General features: G+C 52.7%; 24 protein-coding genes and 1 pseudogene. 1 reads left to right on the forward strand and 24 read right to left on the reverse strand.

Features of this window, described 5'->3' with window-relative positions; genetic code table 11:
• Window positions 1-79 precede the first annotated feature (79 nt).
• The 14 genes and pseudogenes from B5F22_RS07265 to B5F22_RS07330 all read right to left on the reverse strand — a co-directional run bounded on the left by B5F22_RS07265 (window position 80) and on the right by B5F22_RS07330 (window position 11,899).
• A pseudogene (locus tag B5F22_RS07265) lies at window positions 80-1,471 on the reverse strand (relaxase/mobilization nuclease domain-containing protein).
• Between the two features lie 93 nt (window positions 1,472-1,564).
• Window positions 1,565-1,966: a hypothetical protein gene (locus B5F22_RS07270; protein ID WP_087392053.1), complete on the reverse strand. Its 402-nt coding sequence runs from the start codon at window positions 1,964-1,966 to the stop codon at window positions 1,565-1,567.
• 91 nt (window positions 1,967-2,057) lie between these two features.
• A complete protein-coding gene (gene mobC / locus B5F22_RS07275) occupies window positions 2,058-2,402 on the reverse strand; it encodes a plasmid mobilization relaxosome protein MobC (protein WP_087392054.1) in 345 nt (114 codons plus the stop codon).
• A complete protein-coding gene (locus tag B5F22_RS07280; RefSeq protein WP_087392055.1) occupies window positions 2,399-3,103 on the reverse strand; it encodes a hypothetical protein in 705 nt (234 codons plus the stop codon). The genes mobC and B5F22_RS07280 overlap by 4 nt, the downstream gene beginning before the upstream one ends.
• 3 nt (window positions 3,104-3,106) lie before the next feature.
• Entirely contained in the window at window positions 3,107-4,033 is a 927-nt protein-coding gene (locus tag B5F22_RS07285) for a DUF4316 domain-containing protein (RefSeq protein WP_087392056.1), read from the reverse strand.
• A 12-nt stretch (window positions 4,034-4,045) separates the two neighbouring features.
• Window positions 4,046-4,678, reverse strand: coding sequence for a hypothetical protein (locus B5F22_RS07290; RefSeq protein ID WP_087392079.1), 633 nt, complete (start codon window positions 4,676-4,678; stop codon window positions 4,046-4,048).
• Window positions 4,679-5,150: 472 nt separating this feature from the next.
• Complete coding sequence (locus B5F22_RS07295) at window positions 5,151-5,990, reverse strand: hypothetical protein (protein WP_087392057.1); 840 nt, start codon at window positions 5,988-5,990, stop codon at window positions 5,151-5,153.
• 147 nt (window positions 5,991-6,137) lie between these two features.
• The gene (locus tag B5F22_RS07300) at window positions 6,138-6,740 is read right to left on the reverse strand and encodes an alpha/beta hydrolase (protein ID WP_087392058.1); all 603 of its coding nucleotides are present in this window, start codon (window positions 6,738-6,740) and stop codon (window positions 6,138-6,140) included.
• Window positions 6,737-7,540: a helix-turn-helix domain-containing protein gene (locus tag B5F22_RS07305; RefSeq protein WP_087392059.1), complete on the reverse strand. Its 804-nt coding sequence runs from the start codon at window positions 7,538-7,540 to the stop codon at window positions 6,737-6,739. Before B5F22_RS07305 ends, B5F22_RS07300 begins: the two co-directional genes overlap by 4 nt.
• Before the next feature lie 399 nt (window positions 7,541-7,939).
• The gene (locus B5F22_RS07310) at window positions 7,940-8,314 is read right to left on the reverse strand and encodes a cysteine-rich VLP protein (RefSeq protein WP_087392060.1); all 375 of its coding nucleotides are present in this window, start codon (window positions 8,312-8,314) and stop codon (window positions 7,940-7,942) included.
• Complete coding sequence (locus B5F22_RS07315) at window positions 8,311-10,419, reverse strand: type IA DNA topoisomerase (RefSeq protein WP_087392061.1); 2,109 nt, start codon at window positions 10,417-10,419, stop codon at window positions 8,311-8,313. The genes B5F22_RS07310 and B5F22_RS07315 overlap by 4 nt, the downstream gene beginning before the upstream one ends.
• Complete coding sequence (locus tag B5F22_RS07320; RefSeq protein WP_087242977.1) at window positions 10,416-10,559, reverse strand: DUF3789 domain-containing protein; 144 nt, start codon at window positions 10,557-10,559, stop codon at window positions 10,416-10,418. Before B5F22_RS07320 ends, B5F22_RS07315 begins: the two co-directional genes overlap by 4 nt.
• A 192-nt stretch (window positions 10,560-10,751) precedes the next feature.
• On the reverse strand, window positions 10,752-11,147 hold the full coding sequence (locus tag B5F22_RS07325; RefSeq protein WP_087392062.1) for a helix-turn-helix domain-containing protein: 396 nt from the start codon (window positions 11,145-11,147) through the stop codon (window positions 10,752-10,754).
• Between the two features lie 224 nt (window positions 11,148-11,371).
• Window positions 11,372-11,899 (reverse strand): SLOG family protein, encoded by a 528-nt coding sequence (locus tag B5F22_RS07330; RefSeq protein ID WP_087392063.1) that lies wholly within the window; start codon window positions 11,897-11,899, stop codon window positions 11,372-11,374.
• A gap of 154 nt (window positions 11,900-12,053) precedes the next feature.
• Here B5F22_RS07330 and B5F22_RS07335 point away from each other — a divergent pair, with 154 nt between their 5' ends.
• Window positions 12,054-12,368, forward strand: coding sequence for a helix-turn-helix transcriptional regulator (locus B5F22_RS07335; protein WP_087219096.1), 315 nt, complete (start codon window positions 12,054-12,056; stop codon window positions 12,366-12,368).
• Window positions 12,369-12,471: 103 nt separating this feature from the next.
• Here the strand turns inward: B5F22_RS07335 and B5F22_RS07340 are convergent, their stop codons facing one another.
• From B5F22_RS07340 to B5F22_RS07385, 10 genes are all read right to left on the reverse strand, one after another.
• Window positions 12,472-13,470: a nucleotidyl transferase AbiEii/AbiGii toxin family protein gene (locus tag B5F22_RS07340; RefSeq protein ID WP_087348818.1), complete on the reverse strand. Its 999-nt coding sequence runs from the start codon at window positions 13,468-13,470 to the stop codon at window positions 12,472-12,474.
• On the reverse strand, window positions 13,463-14,083 hold the full coding sequence (locus B5F22_RS07345) for a DUF6088 family protein (RefSeq protein WP_087348820.1): 621 nt from the start codon (window positions 14,081-14,083) through the stop codon (window positions 13,463-13,465). Before B5F22_RS07345 ends, B5F22_RS07340 begins: the two co-directional genes overlap by 8 nt.
• Before the next feature lie 121 nt (window positions 14,084-14,204).
• Window positions 14,205-14,618 carry a deoxyuridine 5'-triphosphate nucleotidohydrolase gene (locus B5F22_RS07350; RefSeq protein ID WP_087392064.1) on the reverse strand — a complete coding sequence of 138 codons (414 nt, stop codon included), beginning with the start codon at window positions 14,616-14,618 and terminating at the stop codon, window positions 14,205-14,207.
• Window positions 14,615-15,382 carry an FAD-dependent thymidylate synthase gene (locus tag B5F22_RS07355; protein WP_275532480.1) on the reverse strand — a complete coding sequence of 256 codons (768 nt, stop codon included), beginning with the start codon at window positions 15,380-15,382 and terminating at the stop codon, window positions 14,615-14,617. The genes B5F22_RS07350 and B5F22_RS07355 overlap by 4 nt, the downstream gene beginning before the upstream one ends.
• A complete protein-coding gene (locus B5F22_RS07360) occupies window positions 15,369-15,695 on the reverse strand; it encodes a hypothetical protein (protein ID WP_087348666.1) in 327 nt (108 codons plus the stop codon). Before B5F22_RS07360 ends, B5F22_RS07355 begins: the two co-directional genes overlap by 14 nt.
• Window positions 15,696-15,708: 13 nt before the next feature.
• The gene (locus B5F22_RS07365; RefSeq protein ID WP_087392065.1) at window positions 15,709-16,191 is read right to left on the reverse strand and encodes a hypothetical protein; all 483 of its coding nucleotides are present in this window, start codon (window positions 16,189-16,191) and stop codon (window positions 15,709-15,711) included.
• A 69-nt stretch (window positions 16,192-16,260) separates the two neighbouring features.
• Complete coding sequence (gene srtB, locus B5F22_RS07370) at window positions 16,261-21,237, reverse strand: class B sortase (RefSeq protein WP_087392066.1); 4,977 nt, start codon at window positions 21,235-21,237, stop codon at window positions 16,261-16,263.
• A gap of 36 nt (window positions 21,238-21,273) precedes the next feature.
• Window positions 21,274-22,437, reverse strand: a complete 1,164-nt coding sequence (locus B5F22_RS07375) for a DUF4366 domain-containing protein (protein ID WP_087392067.1) — start codon at window positions 22,435-22,437, stop codon at window positions 21,274-21,276.
• Window positions 22,427-22,684 (reverse strand): DUF4315 family protein, encoded by a 258-nt coding sequence (locus B5F22_RS07380; RefSeq protein ID WP_087392068.1) that lies wholly within the window; start codon window positions 22,682-22,684, stop codon window positions 22,427-22,429. Before B5F22_RS07380 ends, B5F22_RS07375 begins: the two co-directional genes overlap by 11 nt.
• Before the next feature lie 17 nt (window positions 22,685-22,701).
• Window positions 22,702-25,218: a M23 family metallopeptidase gene (locus B5F22_RS07385; protein WP_087392069.1), complete on the reverse strand. Its 2,517-nt coding sequence runs from the start codon at window positions 25,216-25,218 to the stop codon at window positions 22,702-22,704.
• Between the last annotated feature and the right edge of the window lie 32 nt (window positions 25,219-25,250).

Below are 25,250 nucleotides of genomic sequence, written 5' to 3' on the forward strand. Positions count from 1 at the left end.
ACGGATGATAAAATGCTGGTAGTGTAACATACAAAGGTGGAGTTAGAAAAAGAATTTGCTTTTTTATTATACCATGCCTTTATGAATGTTCTTTTTCCTGTGCCCTTTCTGCAGACGGTCCCAGCAGATAGTCAATATTAGCTTTCACATTCTGCAGCTCCCGCATTTCTTCCCGTATCTGTTTATATTCCGCATAGGCTTTCCTTTTGGCTTCCAGCACTTCGGCATATTCTTCCCGCATAGCTTTTATGGTAGGCAACTTCTCCACACCCAGGCTGTCAAAGTATTTCTTTGCCGCCTGATGGATCAGAATGTCAGCCTCATGTTCAGTTCGGAACTTTTTGCTGTAACCGGCTTTTCGATACTCAATATAGATAGCCCTCGTTTTAGAATAGTTGACAATCTGTTTCTGCAATTCTCCATTTTGAGATAAACGGCTTTCCATATCCTTGATCTACGTGGAAAGCTCATTAAACCGGGAAGTCGTGGCCTGGGCCTTTGCTTGAAGGTCCTCATAGCTCATATCCCCGTGCTCTTTCAGGTAAGCCACAGCTTTCGCAAGCTGCTTCACATTGAATACTTTGGCCCAACGCTCATAACCGACGCCTTTGCCGGAACGCATTGCGGCGTCAATATCAATCAGCATCCTTACCGAAGAATGGGACCGCTTGGGCTGAACAGAGGGAATATAAGTTCCGGCAATCCTTTCCCGTATGGCCTGTTCGGTATAATCTCCTTTCAGAGTATTGCAGCGAGTAGGCTTCTTTTGGCCGGGAACACGGAAGTTCACAGATTTCCCGCGCCGGGTGACTTCCACACCGGACGCTTCCAGAATTTTCAGGAAATCCTCAAAGGTGGAGGGGGACTGCTCCAGGGCGGCGTCAATAGCCTGCCGGATCTGGTTCTGAAAGGAGAGCGGTTTGTTTCCATCGCCCAGCCATTTCCCATAATGGCCGCGGCTGGGCTTGGGATCTTCCACAATGGAAAGGCCATGCTCCAGACACAGCTTATCGCTGATCCGGCGCAAAGCCCAGGAGGAACCCCAGAAGTTGCGGAATTTCCGGGTACATTCCAGATTTACCGCGCTCACGATGATGTGATTATGGACATGGTGCTTATCTATGTGCGTGCAGACGATAAAAGCGTTGTTTCCCTTCGTCAGCCTCATGGCAAGCTCCTGGCCGATCTGGTTGGCTTCTTCCGGCGTCACTTCACCCGGCTTAAATGCCTGCCGGAAATGGTAGGCAATCACGTCATCCGCACCCCGGACTCTGCCGGTCTGGTGGATATACTGCCGCTTGGCTAAAGTAAATTCCGCATCCGCTGTACGGGTATCACACGCAAAACCGTAAATCAGCTTCCCATAGTCGGTTTTCTCTGGATTTTCTACATAATCAATGATGTCCTCGATTGCGGTAGAGAAGGAGCGTCCCTCTCCGATATGCAAGGGCATCAGCCTTGTGGTCGCCATTGCCCACCTCCTTTGAAAAATGTACGCTGTCAAAACATTTCAATGTAATAAAAAAAGCGGCCCGCCGGTTGATCGGCGGGCCAAATCCTTACCTTATGCAATTTTATACCGTGCCCGCAGGTGAAGGGCAAAGACCAGTACCGCCCCCAGCGCCCACACCACATAGGTCCATACCATATCTTTGCCGGAAAACTCATAAGCCATGGTAGCAAAAATAAATCCCCATACAACAGACAATACACCACCGATCAGCCAGAAACCGGGGCGGGTGCGGTGAAGCAGGAGAAGCCCCAGCAGGACAGTAATACCGATCACAATCGCCAGGGCGGGATGGACGCCTAAAAGCCCGTGGGAAAGAAATCCCGCCAGGATTGCCAGCGCAATGCTGTCAAAAACAATGATGTTTCCAAAGAACAGCCCGATCACCGTCACGATCAGTCCAATTCCAATGCCGATCAACAATTCTATGCCAACAGCCAGTAAAGCAGCGCCCATACGATGGCCTCCCTTCTCAAAAACAGGTTTTCTCTTTCTATAAAAATTCTACCGCTCCGGGACACAGAAAAGCAACCGTTTTTTTGAATATTCATGGAATGTTTGTAAATTCCGTCAGCAGCTTTTTTGCAATTTTCCAAAGCCCATCCATGCGGGATTGCAGATCTGCAATATCCACCGCATAGATACTGCCGGTCTCATGGGCTTTCCGAGCATACTGGTTCAGATTGTTGGAGCAGATACGAAGCAGCCGGGTCAGCTCCCGGACTTCGGACAGATCCAGGTTAATCACATATCCGTCAATCGCCATTTTACGGATAAAGGCAGAGGTATTTGTAATACCGGTTTGTGCCATGCGTTCCCTGATCTTATCCATTTCCTGTTCTGAAATCAAAATGTGAAGCTGGGCGCTGCGTTTTTCTTTCGGTGCCTTCATCGCTGGGGCTGTTCCTTTGTCTTTTTATTAGGAGCCGGGCGCGGAGTATTTGCGGCGGCCTCTTTCAGAAAGTGAGTGACAGAACGCTTTTCCGCCGCGATCATTTGATCCAGGTGATTTTCAAACACGCCGGGTATAAAGTTATGCCGGTATTCCTGTTCACTTGCCAGAATCCCGCGCAGCAGGCCCGGAACAGCCGGCTCCATCCGGAATTTTTCTGCCTTGCCAAATTGGGCGTGCAGGGACAGCCTATGTTCATGGTAATACGCATAACTAAATTCCATTGGCTCGCTCTGGCCTTCAAACTGGACAATCACCGCCGCAGCGGGGAGGGCGGTCCGTTCAATATGCTCCGCCATAACCCTGTAATCCTGCGTATAGAGATTTCCCTTGATCGCAGCACCTTCCATGCCGGTGATCTCCACTGTGTACGCGAGGATCGTATCACGGGTATCTTTGTAAAACTGCCAGGTGTAAAACGCATCGGAATCCCGGATAAAAACATCCCGCTCCCGAAAGCACCATGTCCCGGAGGGGCGGGACATCCAGTACAGCGGGGTACGCTCCGGGTGCTTTGTTTGAGCGATACGCTCCATGCTGCCCACATCAAATTCAAAATCAGATTGATAATGCTTTGTGTTCCGCTCCATTACAGAGCGCAGGCATTGTTCCACATCTACATTTTCAAATTTCAGCTTCAAGCATTAAAGCCCCCTTTCCGGCGGGGAAGGCTGAAAACCGCGGGCCTCATGCTCCATGCGGTCTGCCCGCAGCTTTTCCATGATCGAAGGCTTCTCATTCGGCAGCGTTTCCGGGGCCAGCTCCCTCACTTCCTCATGGGTCTGCCCATCGGTAAGGTCGGCCCGGATCGGCGGGTCGTTATTCACAATGCCATCAATCATGTTATAGTTGCCTTTTTCGCCCTCCAGGTCCAGCTCCGCGTTGCGAAGGTAGTTTTCCGGCGTCTGGAAGGGCTTGCCCGCAAACAGGATTTCCCGACGCGGGGTGAATTGCTGCAGAACACCTTCCCGCAGGCGGGCAAATTCCATATACTGATCCATCGTCAGCCCCCGGTACAGCATTTCCTCCTGTGAGTGCGACCAACCTTCCCCATAGAGGAAATAATACATTTCCGGCATATCGCTCACAAAACATAAAGAGCCATCCCGGTTGTCATAGCTTCCTGGCTGGCCTGGGGTAAAGGAATAGCGTTCCTCCCGGCCAAGATATACCTTATTGTCAGCGGAAAGCATGGCGACCATATTGGCATAGTTGCTGTGAACGGCAGAACGGATCTCCACAACCGGGTCCGCCTCCGGCGTCATCTGCCTGCCAGGGATCTCATTATGCTTTTCTGCCACATCATTTCTCGGCACACGGTCCACCGGACCAACAGTCTCAATATCCGGCTGCGAGGCCGGGACTCTTACAGCATTTGGTTCCGGTTCTTTCTCTTTGACAAAGTAACGGACATTGACCGTTGCCTTACGGTTCAATTCCTGGGTATAAGCCTGGGCCGCCTCCAGAGATTCAAATTCCAGGGGGCGGCCATCTTCTTTGCACCATGCTTCCGCATGGCCGAACATAGAAGCGGCACTTCTTACCGCCCAAACTCCATATACATGTTCCATTTCGCATCCTCCTTATCGTTCCGGCTCCTTTGCTGCCTTTTTAGGGGCAGACGTTTCCGTGGCTTTACCATTTTTAAGCTGCTGCCGGATAGAATAAGGCCGCTCGGCCTCCCGGTCAGCCGAAGTGATATTGACATATTCCCCTATAATGCAAAGCGCCTTATGATAGCTGTCACAGGAAAATACCCGGTCTGCCATTTCCTTCGCCTGGTCGGGCATCCCATGGGCTTTCAGAGTGCGGGAAGCAATACCTACCAGGTTGAAGATATTCCCATCCTGGCCGATCAGCGGGCAATCCGGCTTTTCTGGCACTTCCTGCGCCGGTTCATGGTCCAGGCGGTTGTCGATATAATCGGACAGCCAGGTGCCACCGAAAGTATCATGGGTTTGCAGCCGCCACATGGCGAGTTTCCCTATGTCCAGCTTGACATCCTCAAAAGGAAACAGCATACAGGTAAGGCCCTCATTTTGAAATACGCTCACATGGGTAAAAGCGGTTCCCTCTAAAAGAATCCCATCCTGTGTCAGCAGGTCATTGATCCCTTTGACCCACTCGCCAGGCTCACCGCCGCATCCCTGCAGGATAAGCCCTTCTTTATCCTCCATACGGCGAAGGTCCTCCGCCGTGATATTCTGAATTTCCATAGATTCCTCCTGGTTTGAGATCCTCTCGTTATGAGCCGGGTAAAGGACTTCGGAAAGCGCCTGTTCCCACTGCCTGCCAAATCCCCGGACTACGGTATCGGGAAGCGCACCGTTGCGTTGAAACATTTCTAAAGTGTCAAACGCCCGGTTGAACAGGAAAATGTTTTGGGCGTCCACATTGGGGGCAAAATGAATAATCCCTGCGGGATAGTTTTTTCCAGTGCCCACCCAGCCGCGCACAAAATCATCAAAGCCGTTTTTGATTCCGGCCTGAGCCAGATCATCGGTATGGCTGCCGGGCAACCCTCTTGTTTTCCCGTACTGCTGGCCCAAAACTAAAATACCGGTCTTGGGATTGTACATAAAGCGCCGGTTTGAAATATCCTGCATATCAAAAGCCTGGACCGCCACATCCAGCTTCATCATTGCGGGGACTACCGGCACGACTTCAAGTTTTTCCTTCTCCGTATCATCACCTCCCGTCAGATTCTTTCAGTTGGCTCATTACAATCGCCGGACGGACCCAAAGCCGCTGAAATTTTCTCCACTCGCTGTCTACAATGCCTTTTTCATCCCGGTAGAGCATGGCATAAGGGATAAATCCGGCTTTCCAGGCGTCCCGCAGACGTTTTTCCGCTGCCTCCATGGTATCGCCCCGGTAGCCGATCAGGACATAACAGCAGGCTTTATGTGATTTTCTCTCGAATCCTCCGGCCTGCAAAAGCCGCCCGGCCTCCACAAGCGGCTCATAATCATCCGGGGTGTCATTGGCAAAATACATGCGCTGCGTCCTGGATTCCCGCAGAAGGTCCACATGCCAGGGCCGAAGAAGGCGGGCCTCCAGCCCGCCCGTAAAGGCCGGACGCTCTTTCTGCCTGCCCAGCATTTCAAATACCGCTTCAATATGCTGCCGGGAACAGGCAAGCAGGTTATCGTCCAGCACTATATTTCCTTCGGTGATCGGCAGTTCCCTAAGCCTTCCGCCTTCCCGCCTGGGGACGGAGCAGAACCAGCAGCGGTTGGGGCAGCCCCTTGAAGTGATAACATAACCTTTTTTCAGATACATCCCCGGCACGAAATTACCGCCAGGCATATTGAAGGCAGGACCACCCATGTGGACGGGGACGCCCAGCTTCATCCACTGTTCGGCAAGCTGGCACGCTTTCTCCATGTCATAGGTAAAGGCCACAGAAACATGCACTTCTTCTATATCCGGCAGGCCGCCCCTTGGCGGCGGGCCGGTAAATGCCAGAGGATCATCCGGCGTTGCTTTGGTACGGCGTGGAAATACACGCGCAATCTTCAAATACACATCCCTCCTAAAAGTTAATTGTTCGGTCAGTTACATTTCCTTTCTCCCAATATCCGGGCAAAGAAAAAGCAGAAAACCTCTTTCAAGATTTCCTGCTCGGCAGTGCCGCCGGTAGGCGGCAAATTATTCTGTTGTCTAAAATCCTACTTACATATTAAGTACGGCAGCAATCGCTTCTGGTGCATCTTTGTTAATTTCATGGCCTGCACCGGGGACAATTTGCAAAGTTGCATGGGGAAGTAACTCATTTAGCTTTTTCGATGCTTTTAGATTGGCGCTATCTTTTTCACCGCATACAATAGTGACAGGACAAGTAAGCCCATTTAATTGTGAAGTAAAATCCAATGACCGCATCGAGTGTGACAGTTTAATCGTATCGCTTTTTGATAATCCCATGCCATCAAAACTCTTGCCGGGCATACAGCGGAACAAGATATTTTGAAAATCTATCAGGAATGTTGGTACTTTGTATTGTGCGCCGATTAAGACCAGAGATGCTACTTTATCCCCATGACGAATAGCGAAATCGAGGGCAAGCAGCGCCCCTAACGAGAGGCCACAGATACGAAGCGGCTCTGTTACATTAGAATACTGCCGTTCCAGATCAGCTAAAATCCGGGAATAGGATATTTCATTTCCTGTTGAAGAAAAAAGCTCCGGGCACTCAACATGGGAAGTCGAAAGGTGACGGACTACCTCTTTCCAGTCTTGTGCTGTTTGTCCCAATCCGTGTAAAAGAACTGTTTTCATTTTTTGTCTGTTACATCCCCTTTCCTATGATAAAGCAAATAATCTACCCCAAAGCACACAAGAGAAAGCGCAAGGGTGATCCCGCTGTTGAATATGTCAGACGTAAAATCAAACTGGACTTGTGGCAAAAAGCAAGCTGAAATATGGGTAATCGCAATCGGTACTGGTATTAAAACCAACAGGGCAAAACCAAATGCCCGCCACAGATTTTTCCTGCATTTGCGGAAAATTCCGTATATTATCCAGATTGCAGCAATCGCAATCAGCGTTACGCAAATGCCCAATGTGAATATAACTGACTTATTCAATAGCAAGGACAAGATTGCCAGTAGTGGAATAGGGACGGCACTGACTACAACTAAGGTTTTCAAAACGATCTTTGTTCTGGAAATCAGACTTGGAAGTATCATAAGCCATGCAGCCATGATTGAAACAGCGGCAATCAATGACCATGATAATCTGTCCGAAGTAAAGTAGTCGCAGATCAGACATACACAGCCAGCAATCAACGCTGCCGCAGAAACGATTACCAAAATAATGCGCTTGCCTTGTTCTGATAAACGATAATTACGTTTCTTATATGGCAACTCGTTTGGTTCGGTCATTTCATCTTTAATAAGATAGTCAGAGGACACATTGAAAATGTCGCTAAGCTGGGCTATAAAATCCAAATCAGGGAGCGATTGTCCCAATTCCCATTTTGAAATCGTCTGTCGTGTAACTGTTACCTTTTCAGCAAGCGCCTCTTGCGAAAGTCCCCGCTGTTTTCTTAATTTTTGTATTTTCTCTCCGAGGGTCATAGTGTCGTTTCCTCCTGCTATTTGATTTTGAAAAAATCATAGCAAATAAGGCGTTTCATTTCTACCAACACAAGCTGGAACCGCCGCAACGAACCATTGCGGCGTCGCTTTTTAACGCATAATCAGCTATTTCTTTGATTATACCAGCGCAAGCAGATTTTTGAAACACGGTAATTGTAAACATGGAGAGAAAACAGGGGTTTGGGGATATGCCCCAACAAGCAAAATCCCGGCCCGGTAGGGGTGGTCGCTTTCTTTGCCTCGAATGACGGTTTTTTATTCCTTGTCCGCAACTTAACCTTCCTATGGAGGGGCAGAGTATAAATCTCTTGCCGCCTGTAAAAGTGAGGCCGGAAAGCCTTATAAATCAAGGCGTAAACAGGCTAAGTTGCAGACATATCATCCCTTGTGCTGGCGAATCCGGCGCTTGCGTTTTTTATCCGCGTCCCGTCTGGCCCAGGTCCGGCAGGCGTCAGAACAATACGCCTGGCTGGTCGTGGGAAGATACAGCTTCCCGCATACCGGGCATTTTTTCTGGCGCTGGGAAGTATCATTTCCCGTCAGAGCTGCTTCCAGAGCCGGTTCAACCGGCAGCACAGACCGCTCAAAATACCGGCAAAGACCGCCGGTCCACCATTTATGAAGCATATAGCAGGGGCAGTCCAGGGGAAGGCAGAGCTTTTCCCGCTCGTCATAGTTGGCGCATAAGCCTGTTACCAGCCTTCGGATCGCTGCGCGCTCGGAGCGGGTCAGCTCCCGCGGCGGGCCGGTCATTTCCTCCGTCCCCGCCGCTGCGAAAATTCCAGCTTGAAATTCACATACTTTTCGCCGGTATCGTCCAGCACCACCACAGCGTCATAGGTTTTGCCGGTTTTCTCACTGAAAAGCCCGGACATGGAAACGCGGCCCTCTTTTAAGAGCGCCGCGGCAACAGTTTTTGTGATGGTTTTCTTTTTACTGGAAAAGAACCGGTTTTCTTTCCATAACGCAAAGGCGCAGCCTTCATTTTCACAGAAGAAGCCTTTCTTCCCCTCATAGACAGCACCGCCGCACCGGGGACAGGTCCCGACAGCTTCCCGGCTGGCCGCGCTCTTGTTCCCGAACAAGGAGGAATAGGCAGGATCAGGGGCGGTGTTCTGCCGGATCAGGTCACGGATTAAACCGGCAATCCCTTCCATAAAAGCGTCCGCCGTCATTTCTCCGCGTTCCACCTGTTTCAGCATGGACTCCCATTCCGCTGTAAGCGCCGGGGATTTTATCACATCGGGCAGGACGGCAATCAGGTTGACGCCCTTATCCGTAGGTAAAAGCTGTTTCTTTTTCCGCTGGACAAATCCCGTGGACACCAGCTTTTCCAGTGTGGCGGCACGGGTGGCCGAAGTACCCAGCCCTTTCCGCTCGGCGTCCTCTGGCATATCCTCCGCGCCGGCTGTCTCCATAGCTGCGAGCAGAGAATCTTCTGTGTAGTGCTTAGGCGGGCTGGTTTTGCCTTCCCGGATCGTGGCGGCAGCCTTTTCAAATCTCTGTCCTTCTTTCAGCTCCGGCAGGCGGGCCGTATTTTCATCGCCGTCCTCCGGCTGTTTCTGTTTCAGGCTGGCACGGAAAGCCTGCTCAATGCCTTTCCATCCCTCATGCAGAATCGTTTTCCCTTTTGCGGTAAATGTGTGGCCCTCGGACTCTAAAACTGCCAGCACTGCCTCAAAGCGGTGGGGCTGGGCGGTAGCGCAGAGGAGGCGGCAGGCAAGGAGCATCAGGACATCCCGCTCACCGGCAGGCAAAGCAGACAGGTCGGTGCGGGCTATCTCCACCGTGGGGAGAATGGCATGGTGGTCCGTTACCTTGCTGTCATCAATGATCCCTTCCAGCTCCGGCGCCGTGGTGCTGTCCTTGCCAAAAGGCATATTCTGCCACAGCCAAAGAGCCAGAGAGCCAACCGTGGCCTGCATATCCGCTGTGATATACTGGCTGTCTGTTCGCGGATAGGTCGCCAGCTTTTTCTCATACAGGCTTTGTAAATAATCAAGAGTCTGTTGGGCAGTAAAGCCATACAAGCGGTTGCACTCCCGTTGCAACGTAGTTAAATCGTAAAGGCGGGGCGGCTGGACAGTCTTTTTCTGCCGCTCCACTTTGCGGACAACGGCAGGCTTTCCGTCACAATCTGCCCGTATCGCTTCCGCAGCCGCCTTGTCCTCCAGCTTTTCCCCGGCAGCGGTAAACCCTCCGCAGGCGAGTTCCGGCACATAGAAGGGCTTGCACTTAAAAGAACGGATCGCATCTTCCCGCTGGACGATCAGTGCCAGTGTCGGCGTCATTACCCGGCCCACATTCAGGGTGTCGCCATACAAGACAGAGAAAAGCCGGGTGGCGTTAATCCCCACGATCCAGTCCGCACCAGCCCGGCAGAGCGCCGTCTGGTAAAGCAGGTCATAATCGGCGCCGGGCCGCAGGTGTTCAAATCCATCACGGATAGCGGCGTCCTCCATAGAGCTGATCCAAAGCCGGAGAATGGGTTTGCTGCACCCGGCCTGCTGATAGACCAGCCGGAAGATCAGTTCCCCTTCCCGGCCGGCATCAGTAGCGCACACCACAGCGTCCACACGTTTATCCTCCATCAAACGGCGCAGGACGCCAAGCTGCTTTTTCTTATCCTTTGCCACATCATATTTCCAATGGGCGGGAAGGATAGGCAGATCCGCATACCGCCATTTGGCGTACTGCTCCCCATAGGCTTCCGGCTGGGCCAGCTCCACCAGATGGCCCACGCACCAGGACACCAGCCAGCCGCTGCCCTCCAGATACCCGTCCTTTTTCTCCTTTGCTCCCAGCACCGCCGCCAAAGATTGGGCCACGCTGGGCTTTTCGGCTACCACAAGTTTCATTCGTCCGAACCTCCTTCTTTATCAAAGAATTTTGTAAACTGCTCGTCTGCCTGCCTTCCGGCCTGCAGCAGACACATCAAAGTTACGCCTGCGATTGTGCCAAGCGTGAAAGACAGAAAATGTGATACTGCGCCCCACATGTGCCGCACCTCCTTTGAATTTTGAATATGAAAAAAGCGCAAAGGGATAAGAACACCTTTGCGCCGGGGTTATATAGCAAAACGCCGCAGAAAGAATCTGCGGCGTAAATTCATGTTATTCAGTTTTGTTTGACAACTTAGGATTTGTCTGATTAACAAACTGGAAGTTATTAAAAAATTTAGGAACTATCCTTATCTTCTCCAAAGCCATTCTATATCAGGAAAAGCCAAATGTACCACAAATGTCACACCAATTATTACTAATAATGCGACACCTATATAGCAGAATACTTTTATTACTTTCTTCAATCCCAACTTTCCTTTTTCAACATCTAAATAAATTGACGCAACTTTTTCATCTGTTAAATTTTTCTCCCTCACATCTTGGACATCAATACCTTTTACCAATTCATCCAAAGTCATACCGAAATAATCGCTTAACATTACCAATCGTTGGAAGTCGGGATATGACTGACCTGCTTCCCATTTAGAAATTGTCTGGCGAGATACCTGTAATTCTGCTCCCAGTTCCTCTTGAGACAGTCCCTGTTTCTTTCTGATCTCCAATAACCTTTCATTAAATTTCATCTGCTAAAGTCCTCCTATATGTTTAATAGGACAAATATATCGAAAACTCTTGAAAATAACAAGCAACCTTTGTTGTCAATCTGTCAACTGCCCATAACCTTCTCAAAAAACTTCAAAATTTACCGCCCCATTCATTTCTTACCCTGCAGGTAAGAAGTATTCCTCCCTTTTAGTTCGGTCAATTCCTTTTTGTCTATCACATATTTTACCACACCGACAAATTCTTATCTTCCCGAAGTGTTCCTGAAATATCCAAGATTTATCATGCTTTCAGGAAGATACGGCCCCACAGGGACCTCTCGCATTTCTTTCCGCTGAGCGTGGACCATGCGGATCGTGGACACCGTGCCGCCTTTTTCCCGCCCATCATAGACAGCGATCACCCGGTCTGCCTGGCCTACCATATAGCGGTTGCGCTTCATATAGACATTGGAAGCCCATTCCTCGCTGATAACCGCAACCTTCGCACATGCCTCCAGCATGGCTCTGGTCTGCCCGTCCTCCATCAGCCGCTTATAGCGGTTGCGGTAAGGAATTGCTGCCTCCAGGCGCAGCGCCGGATTTTCTTTTGCCTTTTCCAGAACAATCCGGGCAAATAGCTGATCGGCGCCGTCAGCAAAGCCGGAAATAAAATAGGTATAACCGTCTGCGATGGCTTTTTCAATTTCCCGGCGAAGGTCCTGCTCTGCCTGCTCCATATATTCAGCGGGGATCTCCCGGTGTCCGGTTACTCCGCATATTTTTTGTTCCATGATACCTGCCTCCCTTATGGCTGATAGTTAAAAACTACTGCATTTCTTATTTTAGTAGGTTACATTTAGCGTGTCAACAGAAATACCCCTTTTCATTTAGCGAATAGAGCCAGCCTGTAAGGTACAATCTATTACAGAATGGGAGGTGAATATGGTGTACGAAGATTTTGTCCCGGAAAGGCTGGCAAAACTGAGGATGCAGAAGGGTGTTTCCGCGCGGGATATGTCGCTGTCGCTTGGACAGGCCAACAACTATATCAACAACGTGGAGAACAAGAAAACGCTTCCTTCTATGCAGTCCTTCTTTTATATCTGTGAATACCTGGGCGTAACACCACAGGAATTTTTCGATGAAGGTAATCCGAATCCCGCCGCTTTAAAGGAATTTATCACAGAGGCAAAGAAGCTGGATTCCAAAACAATGTCTTACATCCTCGGCATTATGAAAGAACTGAATAGCAAAAAATAGAAGCAGTCGGCACGATGAGGCAGGCTGCTTTCTTTAATAAGTATTTCCATTTGCTGTTTTAACATACAGCCATAAGAAAAGGCCGCGTTTGCGGCCCTTTCCGTTATAATGCGTGGATTTCCTTCTCCAATTCTCCAACGGCCTCCATCATAGTTTCAAAAGATGGAATCTCCCCATAGAGCATATTCCGCATGGCAGAGTAATCCTCCTGCAGCGCACCCAGGCGGTATGACGGAGGAAGCAGCTTTAAGGTGGCCGGAACAGCCTCCGGGTAGCGCGCCCAGGCCCGCGGATAAAACTTCATCTTGAAATCGACCACTTTTTGCAGCAGATCCAGCCGTTCAAACGCTTTTTCCTTCACAGGCGATTTTGCCATACAGTAAAGGTCATAATAATGGCGGGAATACCGCTGGGGCATGGAAAGATGTTCAGGCCGGTTGGCCTCATGGTGAAGGATCGTCGCCTTTTCCCAGAAAGTCCGCTCCGGCGCCACCGTCAGGACAGAAACCTCTTTCTGCTTGAATAACTGCGGGTACTGCTCCGCGGCATACGGTACAATATCCACCAGCTCTGCCGGTGTCCAGGCTGCCAGCGCCCCAATCTCCAGCCGGATCACCTGTAAGGTAGAGGCATCGGTAAACAGGTTTGGATAAGCAAAGATCACCGTCTGTTTATCTTCCTCGTCTATGTAAAGATTGGCCGGAAGGCCCAATTCAGCAGAAAGCCCTTCCCGGACCTGCGGGCAGAAGGTTTCTGCCAGGAAAATCTCGGCCTTTCGGTTCGCCTCTTTATTGAAGGCATCCTGCTTGGTGTTCGAGCGTTTTTCCCAGGGTTCATTGATACCATACCCCAGGACACGCCAATCCAGAATCAGATCAATGTCCTCGGAAAACCGGCTGATAAGGTGATACCCTTTGGATAAACTGGTCCCGCCCTTAAATGTGACCGCCTTTTTCCACGGAGAGCGGTGGAACAGGTAATCCAGCGTCAGGCATACCCAAAAATCCTTTTCCACAATGGCATCGTGAAGGCCGGTTTTTGCTGCGGTGTTATGAAACAGCTCCCGCCGGTCATCAGCCGGAAGTCTGGCAATCTCAATCATTTTCTCTTTCTCCTTTGCAGATCTCTTTAATCACAGTGTAAATCCAATCCGTCGCTTCGGCCCCTTCTGCAAGGAGCGCCGCCTTTTCATCTTCATTCAGCCTGCGGGAAAGCACCCGTATGGTTTTTTCGTCCACATGTTCTTTCCCCAGGGTCTTTAACGCCTGGATCACCAGGATCGTCATAGGCGACAGGCCCGTGACCTCCTTGTTGGTCCGGTGCTTAAATTCAATCTTTGTCTTATCCCATTCATAGGTTTTATATGGCCCATCGCTGATATAGGACCATACTGCCGTTACCTGGGTAGACAGCCCCAGCATATTTAATGCGGTATCTCCACAGGGAGCGATAGTCCAATGATAGCATCTCGCCAGTGCTTTGGCAACCGCATCCGGGTCCGCCGCCACATATTCCCCAAGGAGCTTGCTGTATTTCGGCTTTTCAAATACTCCCCGGATAACACGGCGCAGAACCCCTTCCTGGATCAGCCGGTTAATGCTCTGCTTAATCGTATTGTTATCTGCAATATCCGCAAAATCTGAGTTGACGAATACGCTGCCCTCCGGGGCGTTTATGATCCGGTCACGGATTTGTTCTGTATAGCCGTTGTTCATACGACCAACCTCCTTCATGTAACCAATATTATATATGATTGGTTACATCAATGCAATAGCTACACCTCCTTTTTAGGTTGTCCGTATAAAAAATTTTTATTCATTCCGGCTAAAAATACACTTATTTTCCCGTGCTGCCAAAAGCGCCCGCGCCGCGTTGTCCGCCCAGATCATTCACGAAATCCGCGATCACCACAGGCATGATGATAAGCTGCCCGATCCGGGAATCTTTCGCAAGTGTTTGGGCCTCGTTTCCCACATTGCTGACAATGGCGTGGATCTCGCCCCGGTAGCCGGAATCCACAGGGGGCAGCTCACAGACCACCCCTTTTGCCGCCAGGCTGCTCCTGGGAAACACATAGGCGGCATAACCGTCAGGCACCTCCAGGCCAAAGCCCAGCGGGATTTTAGCAATCCCGCCAGGCTCCAGGGTACAGTCAAAAGGCATATAGACATCCGCCCCGGCGTCATTGGCATGGGAGCGGAGGGGACGGTGGTTCTCCGGCAGCCCAAAATCAATGATCTTGATCTTCACTGGCCGCCTCCTTCCAGCGCGGCAGGATAGTCCTGGCGCAGCAGGGCAAGGGGCAGCGCCCCTTTTTCGCACGGGCAGCCGCAGGACATATCTTTTTCCCGACAGCCCTCCCGCTGGCAGAAGGGGCCGGTAAGCTCCGGGCTGAACAGTTCCGGGTCCAGCGCATACAGGTCCGCCCATATCTTCAGCAGGACAAAGCGCGTTTCATCCGTATTGCGGCGGCAAGTCCGCTGGCCGATCATGTGCTTCCACTGGTAAGGCGTGGCGCTGATGATCAGCACATTGCGAAGGCTCTGCGGGGCAAGATACCCCGCGGCGTCCCTGGAAATCCCGCAGGCGCCTATATCCGCATAATGCTCCATGGCAGCCCGGCACTTTTTCAGGTAGAAGTCATGTACCCACTGGCTGGCCGTCAGGATCTCATAAGGCACCACAAAATCAGCCTGCCCCGCATAATTGCTGTACTGCAAAGAGGCGCTGATAAACTTGACCTCGTTTTGGTGCCGGGTGATCTGCGCCAGAAAACGCCTGCTGGCGCCCACAACCGCCACCGTGATAACCGAAAGCTTCTGTACGGCGGGGTGTGGCAGAGAGGCGATCCGTTTGACCGTATCGGCAGTATAGGCTTTCTCATAAAGAGCCATAAGGTCATCCATGGAATGGATCGCATGGCCCCGCTGGGTGAGCCTTGCCGCAAACACCATGTTTTTCTCTGCTTCCTGTACCGCAGTGCAGTTCAAAATTTTAGTTTCAATCTGGTTGATGTTCCAATTCCTCCTTTATCACAGCTTTTAGTAAAAACAGATAGTTAAGGCTGTCGGTGATCTTTTCCTCCCAGACAGCCAGCTCAAAAGTTTTCCGGTCCGTAAAGCACATATCATAAATGGAGATGATGTGCTTTGCCATCATCCCGGCCAACGCACGCTGCGGGGTGCTATCCTGGATCGCAGCCGCCGCTTTGAAGGCGCTGAGCCGGTCCGGGTTGTCGCCGGTATATTCTTTGGCCTTCTGAATCAGAAGCCCTTCACACTGCCGTACCTGTTCCCGGAAAACAGCCTGAAATTCTTTTTGTGTCATAACTCACCCCACTTTACGCCGTAGGAAGATAAACCCAATCGCGCATCAGGCACACGCTGGGTTCGTCCTCCCGCGGGATCAGCCGGAAGGCGCACTCGGAATACACTGTGCGCTTATCCTCAAATTCCATGTTGTAGGCTTTATAAAAGCGGTATTCCAGGTTGGAGATCACGCACCGGAGCATTTGAAGGGCTTCCCGCTGGGAAGTGACAATGCAATCCCGGTCAACGCTGCGTTTCAGGGCCAGCAGGGATTTATAAAGCTGCACTTCCGTCCGGTAAGGGCGGGCATACCGTTGATCCAGCCAGCCGCAGAAGGCTACCGGGCCGCTCTCGACCACATGCGCCTCCGGGTGGTGGAAGCCGTAGCTGTCCAGGTTGGCGGTATTCAGAAGGTAGAGCATTTCTTTCAGCTCCGCGCTGGGCATATCGTAAAACCGCAGCATGGAGCGGTAGAGATGGACATATCCGGGAATGGGAACAATGTTATTTACCATTGCAAATCCTCCATATATAGAGATGGGCGCGGGAGCAGCCGGCATCCCGCGCCATCTTTCTGAAATCTGTTATTCAGTTACAGCTACTAGCCTGCCCATGACGATAAAGCGGTCAGCGCCGCCATTGGTACAGGTGGAAAGGGTCAGCACCTTGTCGCTGGAAGTGACGGAAACGCCGGTTTCGATCACAGAACGCTCCTGCATTGCGGAAAGCCAGGTCGTATAAGCGCCGCTGTCTTTCCATTCCAGCGCCCAGGGAGAAGTTTCGCTGCCGGATTCCTCCGGGCTTGCCACAAATGCGGAAAACACCTCGACCACATAGCCGCCCTCCGGCGTTACCAGGTACATTTCCGGGTGTTCGTCATAGTAAGCCTGCGCTTTGTATTCCACCAGCGTGGAGAACATGGAGCCGTCCCGCATGTTGTGCCCATAGATGATCGTGTTGTTGTCGGAAAAATCCTCCGCGTTTTCATAGTCGATGAACAGGCAGCCCACCTTGTTTGCCGTACCGTCATACAGGTGTTTCAGGTAGTAGCTGTTATCCTCGCCCTGGGCCACCGGGTACTGAATGACCGTGCCGGGAAGCTCCAGCCATGCCTTGACATCCGGCCCCTGGGCCAGCAGGCTTTCAAAGTCCACCGTGGGCAGAGAAATGGAGGAAGCGCCGGTTTCCTCCGGCGCCTCCACAGTTCCATTTTCCCCGTCTGTTTCAGCCGGGGTGACATATTCCGAAAGCCCGGCATAGGTATCGGCGCTTTCCTTGTACTGGCCGATCTCCCGCGCCAGCATAAAGCCGCTGCCTACTGCCATGGCAATGCAGATCAGAAGCACACCCGTTGCCGCCTTGCGGCGTCCAGGGCTGGCCTTCTGGCCTTTTTTCTTGTAAGCGCACAGGAAAAGGGCAACACCGCTGCCGATCACCGCCGCGCCCAGCACGCCGATCCAGATATACAGGTTATAATCATCGCCTGTCTGCGGGACCGGCTTAGAAGGATTGGAAGGTGTTGTCGGGTTATCCGGGGTTTCCGGCGTATCAGGCGCTTCCGGGGTTTCTTCCTCCGGCTTTTCATTGAAGAAGCTCACTTCGGCGGTTTCATCGGCCTTGATCTCCACCGTGGCGCCATCCGGGATGATATAGTCCTCGCTGGCCTTATTTTTCACCTCGGTCACAGTGTATTTGCCCACGCGCAGCCCTTCGATCAGGATGATACCATCCTCCGGGCTTGTGAAAGTCTCGCAGTAGGTGCCATCCTCACTTTTCACCTCAAAGGCAAAGCCGTCCTTGCGGCCATCGCTGGAATCCTTCGTGATTTTCAGGTTGCCGCGGTAAGCCTCATTCACAAATCCGCGGCCAGCCTCACCATTTTCCACAACGACAACCTGCCCGTCCGTGGTGATTTCAAAATAGTAGGCATTGGGATCCAGCTTGTGGCCTTCCGGGGCCGTTTTCTCTTTAACAAAATAGCCCTTCGCCAAAAGGCCGCTCATTTCATGGAACCCTTCATCGGTTTCCGTCAGTTCCCCGATCAGGGCGTCGCCTTCATCAAATGCCTTATCGCCGTTGGTGTCCTCGTAAAGCTCAAAGACAGCGCCGGGCAGCCGGTGGAGGAATGGATTGTCCGCAGTGTCCTCGCCGGTATCATCATCGGCGCTTTCTGCCGTCTCACCAGCCTCACTTTCAGAAGTGTTTTCCCCGTTCTCCTGGATAGACTTCAATTCGTCCACAGCCTCGGTCTTGATAATCTGCACCGTACCGTGGATCAGGGTATTGTCAATCTCGATTTCAACGGCCTGCCCATCGGTGCCGATATAGACATGGTGCTGTTCCGGGCTGATGGAGTACAGGGCCGAAGGGCTGGCAATCTCCTTGATGATCCAATGGCCGAAAGGCACGTCCTCAAAGGAGAAGGCTCCGTTTTCCCCGGAAGTCGTCACCAGCAGGGCATTTTCCTCGGTAAATTCTTCCGTGCCGGGAGCAAACAGGCCGATCAGCGCGCCCTCCAGGGTAAGGTCCTCACCGCCTTCGGGGTCCTCGCCGTATTTCACGCCGTCAATGCGCCCACGGATCATCTCATTGGAAATGGCCTCGCCGTCATTGACCGCAATCGTAACCAGAGCGGTTTCCTGCCCGGCATACGCAAAGACTACCGGGTACTGCTGATCGGAAAGCACAAATGCCTCATTGGTGGTGCGTTCCTGGACATAGAAGCTGCCAAAAGGCAGATCGGAGGCAAAGACCGCCGAATACTGGCCGGGCGCGTCCTCCACCGGCGCAACCGCCACGACTTCCAGAAGCCCGCCCGCGGGAATCACGCTGCCATCCAGGGCAGTCAGGTCCTCCGAAGCGTACAGGCCAAAGGAAATATCCTTGTATTCCTCGCCAAGCCCAATGCCAAAGGTTTCGTCTGTTTCCAGGGATTTCAGAAGGTCGATCTCTACCTTCTGACGTTCATCATAAAGACCGATGGCCGCCTGGGTGATCTCTACCTCCTGACCGGCATAAGTAAGCTCGGTATAAATCGGTGTGGGGTCCAGCACCATGCCTTCCGGCGCCTGGCGTTCCTCCAGACGGTAGCGGCCCAGGTATAAGAGTCCGCTCTGGGCAGTTCCATCCTCACCGGTAGTCAGTGTTTCTACCACCGTGTCTTTTGCCGCCCGCAGGGTGCCGTCCCCGGTATAAATATCTTCATCGGCAATCACATCATAGACCGCGCCGGGAAGTCCCTGGACCTCGTACACCGGCTGATAGAGGCCATCGTTTTCCTGGACAGAAGCGAATACCTCGCCGGTCTTTGTAATGGTGAGCTGGCCTTTCTGCGGCATATTGTACTGCGTAACAGTTACAGTCGCCTCGCTGCCGTCAATGGTAAACGGCATCGGCTCATTGGACAGCACATAGCCATAAGGCGCAGCCACCTCATGCAGTTCGTAATCCCCCACAGGCAGAGGTTCCGGCAGCATCAGCCAGCCCTCGTCAGAAACATAGAAAGTATCGAGTGTCTCCGGGTTTGGATAGTAGATGTCCTGGGTGATAAATTCCCCGGTAGAAAGGTCTTTGATCTTAAAACCGGTGCCGGTCATGGGAATGATATTTCCCGTCTCCGCATCACATTTTTCCACTTTCAGCCGGGCCGTAATAGTGCGGTTGTTCAGGATATAGCTGTACGTTTCCCCATTGGAAGAAATAAAGACTGTAAAGTCCGGCACAAATCCTTTTCCGTCCTCACCGGCAACCTGATGTACGGTATAGTGCCCGTAAGGGAGCTGTTTGGAAGCGGCAAATCCGTCGCTGTCCGTTGTGAGCAGGTCGCGCTCGCTTTCCTTCGCGTTGTCATAGCAGCCTGCGGCTTTTAAGTAAACCTCAAAAACGGCACCGGCTTCCGGGCGTTCCACCACACCCTCATTGGGTTCCTCGGTGTTTTCATCCTCCGGCACATCCGGGTCCGTCTCATCGGTATGCTTTACAAGCTGAATGTTCCCATAGATCACCGTTTCCGTGACCTGGCTTTCCGCTGTATTCAGCTCAATCTCATACAGGGAAGGGGAAGCGCCGACCTCGTAGACAGTCTCGTTGAGCAGATACCCGGTGCTGGGGGAGATTTCACGGATCGTCCAGGCATCGCCGCACACATAATAGCGGGTCATAAAGCTGCCGTCTGCATCCGTGGTATAGGTATCGACCAGTTCGCCGTTGTTATAGATCCCGTAAGTCGCTCCGGCAAGGGTCGCATCCCCCTGGGCAGTGCCCGTATCCGCATCGCTCTTTACCACATGGACACGGAATTTCTTCAAAATGTTGCTGAAATGGACGGTGGAAGTCTGGCCGCTTTCAATGGTGACATACTGTGCGGCAGGTGTCACATAGCGGTCAACCGGAATTTCTGTCACAAGATAAGTGCCGGGAAGGAGCTTCTTTTCAATCTGCCCGTTTTCCCCGGTCGTCACGTTCTCATTGACTTCATTTCCAAGAAGATCCGTACCGGAAATGTTGAAGGAAATCCCGGAAACAATGCCGTCCTCACTGGTCTTGACGAGTTTTGCGGTGCCATAGGTTTCTGTCTTGATCTTTACAAAAAATGATACCGGGTCACTGGCTCCGGTCATCATGGTCTGATAGCCGGGCCTTCCCCAGATCAGCATATCGTTGGCAACCGGAATATCTTTCCGAAATTCAAACGTCACAGGGTCCATAATCATATCCTTGCTTGTGAAGGTATACTGATTGCCGTTCCTTGTGACAGACACGCCGCTGCCGGAAAGCAGATCCAGATCAATTCCCAGATTGTTTGTATCGGTAACGGTCAGGGTATAAACCCTCTGTTCCGAATCCCATTTCAGCTCCAGTTCCGGCGCCCCGTCTTTACTGGAAGAAGTAAAAGAGGGGACCGTGGAATGGGAAGCCACCTGCTCCAAGATCCAGTTGTACGCTTTTTCCGCAGGGCGTCCGGCGATCACGCTGTAATACTGATCTGCTGACGCATGGCCGTTCCCGTGGCGGCTGTATGGGTCGCTGCGGAGCTGTTGCTGGTACTCCCAGAGGATGATCTGGGTTGCCATTTTATAGTCATCCTCGTTGATGCCGGAGACCGGAAGGCTTGCGCCAGGTTTCCAGCCATAGATCGCCGTTAGGGTAATGCCCCGTCTGGCTTCGGCAGGAAGCAGGTTTAAGTATTGGCTGTTCGTCCCGCTCTCTGATGTATACGTGTTATCAGAGGTATTGTAGGGAATCCCGCTCTCCACACAATAAACCTGATGGCTGGTTCCATCGGAAACGGTCAGCATATAGTGGCGGTAAGCACTGCCTCCAGAGCTGGTGCGTACATCCATGGTCCCATCGGAATTGTAGACCAGGTAGGTGTAGGGCGCGGGCGAGTAGTAATGCTGCCCGTCAGAACCCACATACTGATCGCCCAGCCAGGAGCTTGCCGTCTGACCCGGCTCCATGGCAAAGGCAGACATGGGCAGCAGCCCCAGGAGGCACAGCGTGCTGAGAAGAAAGGCCAGCAGCCGTTTCAGACCGTGGCGGCACGTTTTTGTTTTCTCCATGAAAAATCCTCGCTTTCTTAAAAATAAAGGACAGCCTTATTTGCTGCCCTTGTCATCAAAATCATCTTCGGTAAGGTAATCCGGTTCCCCGTATGCCTCGTTGGTTTCATCATCTTCACCGTAACCGTCATCCTCGAACTCGTCCTCATCCATAGCCGCCTGCTGTTTCGGGCGCACGATCTTGAAGTAGTAGCCCAGCCCGCCAGCGGCCGCAAGAGCGATCACCAGGAAGATAATCATGCCGGTATTGCCGCCGGATTTCTCCGGCTCTGCTTCCGGCTGTTCGGTTTCTTCCGGCGCCGGTTCTTCCGTCACTTTGCCCAGGCAGCCGTTCAGGTCATTTTTGCAGACCGGGCAATCGGTATTCACCGCGCCCGCCTCGCATTTTTCCGTACAGTTGCAGGTGACAACCTCAATGGCGCTTTCGCCGCCATTATCCTGCTGGGCCAGGGAGAGCAGATCTTCCTCCGTAACGCCATTCAGGAAGTAGACGTTTTCCGAATCCCGCTTCCCGTCAATGATAAGGTAAAACACATTTCCGTCCGCGGTGGTGATGGTATAAAACTGCTTATCATCTTCCTGTCCGGTGGCTGAGTCCAGGACCGTGCCGGTGCCTTCCGGGGTAAATGCCCCTTCCGGCACAGCCGATTCCGTTTCGTCCTCTGTATCAGAACTTTCAGAAGAAGCCTCTGCTTCTTCCTGGGAGGCCGAAGGGGTCTCGGCGGCCTGGCTGCTTTCCGAATTGCCGGAAGCATTGTTTGATGAAGGAGAAGGCGCGGGCGTTTGGGAAGGCGCAGCCTGTGTTTCCCCACTGGAAGATTGGGGCGCGGCAGAGGAAGCCGCCTGGGTCTGCGCCGGTTCCTCATAATAAGGGTTATCCAGCTTTACCTCTTTGGAGCGGTTGCCGGAATAGTCCACCGCGTAAACCGTCACTTCCTTGCCGTCCCCGGCGTAATCCTTCAAGGCCACGGTACCCTTGCCGTTGACAAGGCTGTTGATCCGGGTCCCGTCCACATACACCGCCTCCACGCCGGACATATCATCGCTGGCCTCCACCGCCAGCTTATCGTCCTTTAAGGTCGCGGTAAGGGTGGGCGGCGTGGTATCGCTGCCCGTGGAAGCGTAAGCGGTGACAGGCAGGACAACGGCGCTCATGCAAAGCACAAGCGCCGCCAGAACATTCCTCACTTTATTCTTCATGGCCGACCTCCTGTTCTCCCGCAGGAGGGGCGGCCTCCGGAACCGTAAAGGTCCCAGCCCTGTGCGCCTTCAAAAATTCCGCCAGCTCCTTCGGGGTCAGGTGGAAATCACGGCCAATATCGCCGTAATCCTCGTTCTCCAGCCGGGTCTTTTCCTCTTTGAAAAGCTCCAGCTTTTTTTGCAGGTCTGCGATTTTCTTTTCCGTTTTTTCAATATCCCTTGCGAGTTTGTCAATTTTGGGATTCAATTTATTACCTCCGATCTTTAATTGGTTGAGATACGCCCAAATGCGTAAAAATGTTCGGTCCAGTAGGATGTATTGATATTGGCATACTGCACCGGATCCCCGGCATGGATCATCTGCCCGTTGCCGATATAGATCCCTACATGGGTTACAGGCGTGCCCGCCGAGTAGGTGCCGGTGAAGAAAATCAGGTCTCCCGGCTGGGCGTTCTCTCTGGAAACAGGGGTACTCATGTTGAAAAGCCCCTGAGCTGTGGAGCGCCCCACACTGGCAACACCGCTCTGGTTGAGGACATAGGAAACAAAGCCGCTGCAATCAAAGCTGTTTGGTCCCGAAGCGCCGAACACATAAGGCTTTCCGAGATGTTTCTGCGCCTCCGTAATCAGCGCCGCATAATCGCCATCACCCATAGGAGCGCCGGGATATGCGGGGATTTCCGGCCCGCCCGCGCTTCCAGGGATCAGGCTGGTCCCGGTATGGTCGCCGGTATCGGTAAAATACAGGGGATTAAGGTACTGCCCATCCACCAGCACTTCCAGGTGAAGGTGCGGCCCAGTGGAATCACCGGTGCTGCCCACTTTGGCAATGACATCCCCCTGTTTGACTTCCTGCCCGGCAGACACCAGAAGTTCCGAGCAGTGGGCGTATTTTGTGGTAAGGGTCCGCCCGTCCTCCATGGCGCCCTCCAGCACCACGATCAGCCCGTAGCTGCCTGCTTCCCCGGCCTGCGTTACCACGCCGTCATGCCCGGCCAAAATCTCCGTGCCCTGGGGCATCCCAATATCCACCGCCTTATGATAGTTCTTTTCTCCGCTGATGGGGTGGACGCGGTAGCCATAGTAGCTTGTGACATAAGGGAGCCAGTTGGTATCGCCAAACACGTTGGAGACATACTGGCGGTTGCCCTTCGTCATCATCAGGATATTAAAAAGCTGGGCCTGTTCCGTGTCCATACGGGCGGCGATCACGTCCGTAAAGGATTTGGCCGTCAGGTTGACATTGAGAATCCGCCACTCATAGGTCACTTCTACCTCATAAGTCTCGCCGGTACTGGGGTCCGTCCGGGTTTCCGTGCGGGTGCGGGTCTCCACTTCCTCCACAAATTCGAGGGAATACTGCTCGGCAAAAAGCTCCTGCAGCACCGCCTCAATATCCTCATACTGGAAGGCTTGATAGGACGCGGTGAGGAATCCCATCAGCTCAAAGGGGTTGTGTCCGATATTGCCCACATGATAGCGGTATTCATCGTAGCCGGGGTGGTCCGCTTCGGCATTGTCAATCTGCATCTGCAGGTCGGTTTCCCACTCCGTATAAACCAGCTCGGCATTGTTGATGTCCTGATCTTCCGCGGTATAGCTGGACGCCGCAATCGCGCCGGCACCGCCTGTCCCTATGCTGGAACAGGAAGAAAAGAGGGAAAAAATCAGGACGACGATCAGGAACAGGAGCGCCGCCATCAGGCAGAGGGCCGGGTGGCGGCTGGCAAAACGCCCAACCGCGCCTCCGGCTTTTTTCGTGACAGCGGCCGTTTTTCCGGCAGCCTGCCCGGTGCGCCGGGCGGTCCTGGCGGCCTTGGCATACTCCCTTTTTAAGCGGTGCTTCTGCCACATGCGGGAAAACACATTGCTCTGCAGCTTGGGGTTGTCGTGAAGGGCCTGCTGGTAAGCCGCCCTTGCGCGGGTTTTCACCGTCTTTTTCTGCAGCCGGGCCACTTTGCGGTAAGGGGCGGTTTTCCGGCGGTGGTTCAGGGCGCGAAGCCCTCCCTCCGCCACCAGCTCTGTGCGGTGGGCCGCCTCAATGCCCACGTTTTCATGCTCATTCTCATAGATCTTCTTGTGGGCATATCCGATGGCCGCGTTTGCGCCTTTTTTCACCGGGCGCAGAGGTTTGGCGCCTTTTATGTGTTCCTGTTGGGAGATCACCTCTTTTTCAAATTTTAAGCGCCGTTTGGCATTGCCGGTGGCAGCGTCCGGCTCTACCTCCAGCCGCAGTTTCCGCCTGGCCGGAAGATTGCCTTCGGCCTGTTCCAGCTTCCGGGCGGTCCGTTCCGCCTTCTGCCGGGCTTTCACCAGCTTTTTGCCGGGAGCATCCGGCGGCAGTTCGTCCTCGGCAAATTGCAGTTTTGAGGTACGGGGCTGTTCGGCGGCCGCTTCACTGGCGCTGCTGGACTCGGAAAATTTCTGCTGATGCCGAGAACGCCGGCTTCCGGGCTTTTCCCGTGGTTCCTCCTGCGGGGCGTCCTCATGGGCTTCCGTCTGCAAATCCTCCAGAGGGGAAGCATCCGCATCCTCCACCGGCTCTATCTGCGGGGCGTCACCGTTTTTCGGCCTTTGCTGCCGGGTATGGCGGGCTTTGACCGACAGGTCCTCCAAAGAGTCAGGAGAATCCCTTGCCTGCCGCAGATCAAAATCCTGCTCCCGGCCGCTGATACGGGTTTCCTCACCGGAAGCGGCGCCCCGTTCCACCAGCCCGTCACGGGTCATCTTGTGGAATTTCTTTTCCTTTGCCCTAAATTCTTCATCCCTTGGCAACTGCATCACCTCCCATACGCCAGGCGGTGAAGAAGGTT

It is taken from the genome of Pseudoflavonifractor sp. An187 (assembly GCF_002160275.1).
GTDB lineage: Bacteria > Bacillota > Clostridia > Oscillospirales > Oscillospiraceae > Enterenecus > Enterenecus faecium.

Bases quoted from the DNA above. Each gene is read 5' to 3' on its own strand.
- B5F22_RS07270 (WP_087392053.1), bottom strand. From the start codon at position 1,966: ATGGGCGCTGCTTTACTGGCTGTTGGCATAGAATTGTTGATCGGCATT.
- mobC (WP_087392054.1), bottom strand. From the start codon at position 2,402: ATGAAGGCACCGAAAGAAAAACGCAGCGCCCAGCTTCACATTTTGATT.
- B5F22_RS07285 (WP_087392056.1), bottom strand. From the start codon at position 4,033: ATGGAACATGTATATGGAGTTTGGGCGGTAAGAAGTGCCGCTTCTATG.
- B5F22_RS07290 (WP_087392079.1), bottom strand. From the start codon at position 4,678: ATGGAAATTCAGAATATCACGGCGGAGGACCTTCGCCGTATGGAGGAT.
- B5F22_RS07300 (WP_087392058.1), bottom strand. From the start codon at position 6,740: ATGAAAACAGTTCTTTTACACGGATTGGGACAAACAGCACAAGACTGG.
- B5F22_RS07305 (WP_087392059.1), bottom strand. From the start codon at position 7,540: ATGACCCTCGGAGAGAAAATACAAAAATTAAGAAAACAGCGGGGACTT.
- B5F22_RS07310 (WP_087392060.1), bottom strand. From the start codon at position 8,314: ATGACCGGCCCGCCGCGGGAGCTGACCCGCTCCGAGCGCGCAGCGATC.
- B5F22_RS07315 (WP_087392061.1), bottom strand. From the start codon at position 10,419: ATGAAACTTGTGGTAGCCGAAAAGCCCAGCGTGGCCCAATCTTTGGCG.
- B5F22_RS07320 (WP_087242977.1), bottom strand. From the start codon at position 10,559: ATGTGGGGCGCAGTATCACATTTTCTGTCTTTCACGCTTGGCACAATC.
- B5F22_RS07325 (WP_087392062.1), bottom strand. From the start codon at position 11,147: ATGAAATTTAATGAAAGGTTATTGGAGATCAGAAAGAAACAGGGACTG.
- B5F22_RS07330 (WP_087392063.1), bottom strand. From the start codon at position 11,899: ATGGAACAAAAAATATGCGGAGTAACCGGACACCGGGAGATCCCCGCT.
- B5F22_RS07340 (WP_087348818.1), bottom strand. From the start codon at position 13,470: ATGATTGAGATTGCCAGACTTCCGGCTGATGACCGGCGGGAGCTGTTT.
- B5F22_RS07345 (WP_087348820.1), bottom strand. From the start codon at position 14,083: ATGAACAACGGCTATACAGAACAAATCCGTGACCGGATCATAAACGCC.
- B5F22_RS07360 (WP_087348666.1), bottom strand. From the start codon at position 15,695: ATGACACAAAAAGAATTTCAGGCTGTTTTCCGGGAACAGGTACGGCAG.
- B5F22_RS07365 (WP_087392065.1), bottom strand. From the start codon at position 16,191: ATGGTAAATAACATTGTTCCCATTCCCGGATATGTCCATCTCTACCGC.
- srtB (WP_087392066.1), bottom strand. From the start codon at position 21,237: ATGGAGAAAACAAAAACGTGCCGCCACGGTCTGAAACGGCTGCTGGCC.
- B5F22_RS07375 (WP_087392067.1), bottom strand. From the start codon at position 22,437: ATGAAGAATAAAGTGAGGAATGTTCTGGCGGCGCTTGTGCTTTGCATG.
- B5F22_RS07385 (WP_087392069.1), bottom strand. From the start codon at position 25,218: ATGCAGTTGCCAAGGGATGAAGAATTTAGGGCAAAGGAAAAGAAATTC.